Source organism: Mesorhizobium sp. M7A.F.Ca.MR.362.00.0.0 (assembly GCF_004023175.1).
Classification (GTDB): Bacteria; Pseudomonadota; Alphaproteobacteria; order Rhizobiales; family Rhizobiaceae; genus Mesorhizobium.
The window spans coordinates 4103-8393 of record NZ_RZTF01000295.1 but is presented as its reverse complement, the minus strand read 5'-3'; the positions used below and the strand labels follow the sequence as shown (position 1 = coordinate 8393).

Sequence of the window (4291 nt, the reverse complement as noted above, 5' to 3'; positions counted from 1 at the left end):
GGCGGCGGCGGTGTCGGCGCCGGTCTTGAGCGAACCCTTGAGGTCCTTCTCAAGCGTCGAAGCGGCAGCGATGGTGTGGCCCTTGGCGTCGTCGATGACCTGCACGTAGATGTTCTTCGACGTGCGGTGGACCGACAGACGCGGACGCTCGCCGGCGACCTTCTTGATCTGACGACGGACGCGCTGCGCGCGGCGCTGCGTGGATTCCTTGGTACCCATGATGGTCTTCCTTGCCTTCAAAAAACGGGGGCCGCCATATGCGGTAGGCAAAAGCGCCTCCCGCGACCGCTCCCCGCGGCGTTACACTTCTTGGCTTGGCCTCAACTTCTCGAGGCCAGGCCCGCTACTTCTTCTTGCCTTCCTTGCGGACGATCTTCTCGCCGGCATAGCGGACGCCCTTGCCCTTGTAGGGCTCGGGACCGCGATACTCGCGGATCTCGGCCGCAACCTGGCCGACTTGCTGCTTGTCGATGCCGGCCACGGTGATTTCGGTCGGCTTCGGCACGGTAATGGTGATGCCGGCCGGCGTCTCATAGACGACGTCATGGCTGAAGCCAAGCGCCAGCTGCAGGTTCTTGCCCTGAAGTGCCGCGCGATAGCCGACGCCGGTGATCTCGAGCTTCTTCTCGAAACCGTCCTTGACGCCCTGCAGGATGTTGACGATCTGCGTGCGCGACATGCCCCACTTGGAGCGGGCGGTCTTGGTCTGGTCGCGCGGCTGGACAGCGATCTCGCTGCCTTCCATCTTGACCAGCACTTCGTCGTTCACCACGAACTTCAGCTCACCCTTGGGGCCCTTCGCCGTCACGGTCTGGCCGTTGACGGTCGCGGTCACGCCCTGCGGCAGCGAAACGGGTTTCTTTCCAATACGAGACATTTTGTTGTCCTCGTCACTTCTCTTGTTTCAGGTCTCTGTCTTCGGGAACGATCCGAAGACCGGATTCCACTTTGCGGTCAACTGCCAGATCAGAAGATCTGGCAGAGGATCTCACCGCCGACGTTCTGTTCACGTGCTTCATGGTCGGCCATCACGCCCTTCGGTGTCGAAAGGATGGCGATGCCGAGGCCGTTGGCGACCTGCGGAATCGACTTGGCCGACACATAGACGCGGCGGCCTGGCTTCGAGACGCGGGCGATTTCGCGCACGACCGGCGCGCCGTCGAAATACTTCAGCTCGATCTCGATTTCGGACTTGCCGTTGTCGAAGTCGGTCTGGCTGTAATCGCGGATATAGCCTTCAGCCTTCAGCACGTCGAGGACGCGGGTGCGCAGACGCGAAGCCGGCGTCGAAACGCTCGACTTCTTGCGGCCGTACGCGTTGCGGATGCGGGTCAGCATATCGCCGAGAGGATCGCTCAATGACATGTTATGTCCTCCTTACCAGCTCGACTTGACCAGGCCCGGGATCTGGCCGTTATTGCCGAGATCACGAAGCGCGATGCGCGATACTTTGAGCTTGCGATAGTAGGCGCGCGGACGGCCGGTGACTTCGCAGCGGTTGCGGATGCGGATCTTGGCCGAGTTGCGCGGCATGGCGGCAAGCTTGAGCTGAGCGCGGAAACGCTCTTCCATCGGCTTGGACTGATCCATGATTATCGCCTTCAGGGCAGCGCGCTTGGGACCGTACTGGTCGGCAAGCTTGCGGCGCCTGTTGTTCTTCTCGACTGAGCTGGTCTTTGCCATTTCAGATTTTTCCTTTTCTCGCTGCCGTTACTGGCGGAAGGGGAAGTTGAAAGCCTTGAGCAATGCCCTGGCTTCGTCATCCGTCTTCGCAGTCGTACAAACGATGACGTCCATGCCCCAGATCTGATCAACCTTGTCGTAGTTGATCTCCGGGAACACGATGTGTTCCTTGATGCCCATGGCGTAGTTGCCACGGCCATCGAAGCTCTTCGGATTGAGCCCGCGGAAGTCGCGGACGCGTGGCAGTGCGATGTTCACGAGACGGTCGAGGAACTCGTACATACGTTCCTTGCGCAGCGTGACCTTAGCGCCGATCGGCATCTTCTCGCGGACCTTGAAGCCGGCGATCGAGTTGCGGGCGCGGGTGACGACGGCCTTCTGGCCGGCGATCATCGCCAGGTCTTCGGCCGCGATCGAAGGCTTCTTCGAATCGGCGGTCGCTTCGCCAACGCCCATGTTCAGCACGATCTTGTCGATGCGCGGAACCTGCATCTCGTTGTCGTAGCCGAACTGTTCCTGCAACGCCTTGCGGATGGTCTCGTTGTAGACCTGCTTGAGGCGCGGCGTGTTGTTCGCGGTCGCCTGCTTGGATTGAGCCTTAGCCATTGATGACTTCTCCCGAGCGCTTGGCGACGCGCACCTTCTTGCCGTCCTTCTGGAAGATGAAACCGACGCGGGTCGGCTTGCCATCCTTGGGGTCGGCCAGCGCGATGTTCGACAGCTGGATCGGCGCTTCCTTGGTGATGATCCCGCCCTCTTGGGACTGGGACTGCTTCTGGTGACGACGGATCATGTTGACGCCGCGCACCAGCGCGGTGTCTTCCTTCGGCTGCACCGAGAGGACTTCGCCCGAACGGCCCTTGTCCTTGCCGGCCAGCACGACGACCTTGTCGCCTTTTCTAATCTTTTGCATTGGTCCGGCTCCTTACAGCACTTCAGGCGCGAGCGAGATGATCTTCATGTGGTTCTTGGCGCGGAGTTCGCGCGGAACCGGTCCGAAGATACGCGTGCCGATCGGCTCTTTCTTGTTGTCGACGAGAACGGCCGCGTTCTTGTCGAAACGGATCACGCTGCCGTCCGGGCGGCGGATGTCCTTGGCCGTGCGAACCACGACCGCCTTCATCACATCGCCCTTCTTTACGCGGCCGCGCGGAATGGCTTCCTTGATCGACACCACGATGATGTCGCCCACGGAAGCGTATTTCCGCTTCGAGCCGCCCAGCACCTTGATGCACATGACACGACGGGCGCCGGAATTATCCGCGACGTCGAGGTTTGTTTGCATCTGAATCATGACTGGCCGCCTTCTTCTCTTCTAACGGGATGGGCTCAAAGCCCCTCCCCGGTCTGTCCAAAATTCGTTGTTTACGCCCGAGGTCAGGCTTGGTCCGAAGACACGACGATCCAGCGCTTGTCCTTGGAAATCGGCTTCGATTCCTGGATGAACACCTGATCGCCAACCTTGTGGGCGTTGTTTTCGTCGTGCGCCTTGTACTTCTTGGTCATGCGCACGGTCTTCTTCATCACGGGATGCGTGAAGCGCCGTTCGACCTTGACGACAACCGTCTTCTCGTTCTTGTCGCTGACGACGGTGCCCTGCAGAATGCGCTTTGGCATGGTTTTCGTCCTTAAGCCTTCTTAGCCGCGGACTTTTCCGCAGCGATGGTCTTGATACGCGCAATATCCTTACGGACCTGTCTCACGCGCGCGGTCTTCTCGAGCTGGCCGGTGGCCTTCTGGAAGCGCAGGTTGAACTGCTCCTTCTTCAGGCTGGCCAGGTCGTCGGTCAGCTGGTCCTGGGTCTTGGTCCGGATGTCTTCGGCTTTCATGATCAGCCCGTCCTTATTCTGCGATGCGCTGCACGAAGCGCGTCTTGACCGAGAGCTTGGCCGCGCCGAGACGCAGTGCCTCACGGGCGGTTTCTTCATTGACGCCGTCGATCTCGAACATGATACGGCCCGGCTTGACGCGCGCCGCCCAGTAGTCGACCGCACCCTTGCCCTTACCCATGCGGACTTCGGTCGGCTTCGAAGTGACCGGCACGTCCGGGAAAATACGGATCCAGACGCGACCAGCGCGCTTCATTTCACGCGTGATCGCGCGGCGGGCCGCCTCGATCTCACGTGCGGTGACGCGGTTCGGCTCAAGCGCCTTCAGCCCGAAACCACCGAAATCCAGGTTGGTGCCGCCCTTTGCGGTACCATGGATACGGCCCTTGAACTGCTTGCGGAACTTTGTGCGCTTTGGCTGCAGCATCGTTCTAACTCCAAATTCCTAAATGTCTCAGGCGTTTTCGCGACGACGACCGCGTTCGCGATCACCACCACCGCCATGCGCTGCGTCGCTTTCGCTGGCCCGACGCTCCGAAGCCATCGGGTCATGCTCAAGGATTTCGCCCTTGAACACCCAGACCTTGACGCCGCAGATGCCATAAGCCGTGTGCGCTTCGGCCGTACCGTAGTCGACGTCCGCACGCAGCGTATGCAGCGGCACGCGGCCTTCGCGATACCATTCCATGCGCGCGATCTCGGCGCCGCCGAGGCGGCCGGCGCAGTTGATGCGGATGCCTTCGGCCCCGAGGCGCATCGCCGACTGAACGGCACGCTTC

At 60.9% G+C, this 4291-nt stretch carries 11 protein-coding genes; all 11 read right to left on the bottom strand.

Going from position 1 to position 4291, the window contains the following annotated elements:
- A partial coding sequence (locus tag EOC06_RS27230; RefSeq protein WP_281062114.1) for a 50S ribosomal protein L18 occupies positions 1-219 on the bottom strand: 219 nt, incomplete at its 3' end.
- 124 nt (positions 220-343) lie between these two features.
- Positions 344-877: a 50S ribosomal protein L6 gene (rplF, locus tag EOC06_RS27225; protein WP_013895694.1), complete on the bottom strand. Its 534-nt coding sequence runs from the start codon at positions 875-877 to the stop codon at positions 344-346.
- An 89-nt stretch (positions 878-966) separates the two neighbouring features.
- Positions 967-1365: a 30S ribosomal protein S8 gene (gene rpsH / locus EOC06_RS27220; RefSeq protein WP_013531431.1), complete on the bottom strand. Its 399-nt coding sequence runs from the start codon at positions 1363-1365 to the stop codon at positions 967-969.
- 12 nt (positions 1366-1377) lie between these two features.
- A complete protein-coding gene (gene rpsN / locus EOC06_RS27215) occupies positions 1378-1683 on the bottom strand; it encodes a 30S ribosomal protein S14 (protein ID WP_013895695.1) in 306 nt (101 codons plus the stop codon).
- Between the two features lie 27 nt (positions 1684-1710).
- Positions 1711-2289, bottom strand: coding sequence for a 50S ribosomal protein L5 (gene rplE, locus EOC06_RS27210; RefSeq protein WP_127270613.1), 579 nt, complete (start codon positions 2287-2289; stop codon positions 1711-1713).
- Complete coding sequence (gene rplX / locus EOC06_RS27205) at positions 2282-2596, bottom strand: 50S ribosomal protein L24 (RefSeq protein WP_013531428.1); 315 nt, start codon at positions 2594-2596, stop codon at positions 2282-2284. The genes rplE and rplX overlap by 8 nt, the downstream gene beginning before the upstream one ends.
- A 12-nt stretch (positions 2597-2608) precedes the next feature.
- Positions 2609-2977 carry a 50S ribosomal protein L14 gene (gene rplN, locus EOC06_RS27200; protein ID WP_006205457.1) on the bottom strand — a complete coding sequence of 123 codons (369 nt, stop codon included), beginning with the start codon at positions 2975-2977 and terminating at the stop codon, positions 2609-2611.
- A gap of 83 nt (positions 2978-3060) precedes the next feature.
- A complete protein-coding gene (gene rpsQ / locus EOC06_RS27195; protein WP_010909280.1) occupies positions 3061-3300 on the bottom strand; it encodes a 30S ribosomal protein S17 in 240 nt (79 codons plus the stop codon).
- A gap of 11 nt (positions 3301-3311) precedes the next feature.
- On the bottom strand, positions 3312-3512 hold the full coding sequence (gene rpmC / locus EOC06_RS27190) for a 50S ribosomal protein L29 (RefSeq protein WP_006205459.1): 201 nt from the start codon (positions 3510-3512) through the stop codon (positions 3312-3314).
- 13 nt (positions 3513-3525) lie between these two features.
- The gene (gene rplP / locus EOC06_RS27185; protein WP_013531427.1) at positions 3526-3939 is read right to left on the bottom strand and encodes a 50S ribosomal protein L16; all 414 of its coding nucleotides are present in this window, start codon (positions 3937-3939) and stop codon (positions 3526-3528) included.
- Between the two features lie 27 nt (positions 3940-3966).
- Positions 3967-4291 (bottom strand): 30S ribosomal protein S3 (gene rpsC, locus EOC06_RS43645; protein ID WP_245470113.1); only part of this gene is annotated, 325 nt, incomplete at its 5' end.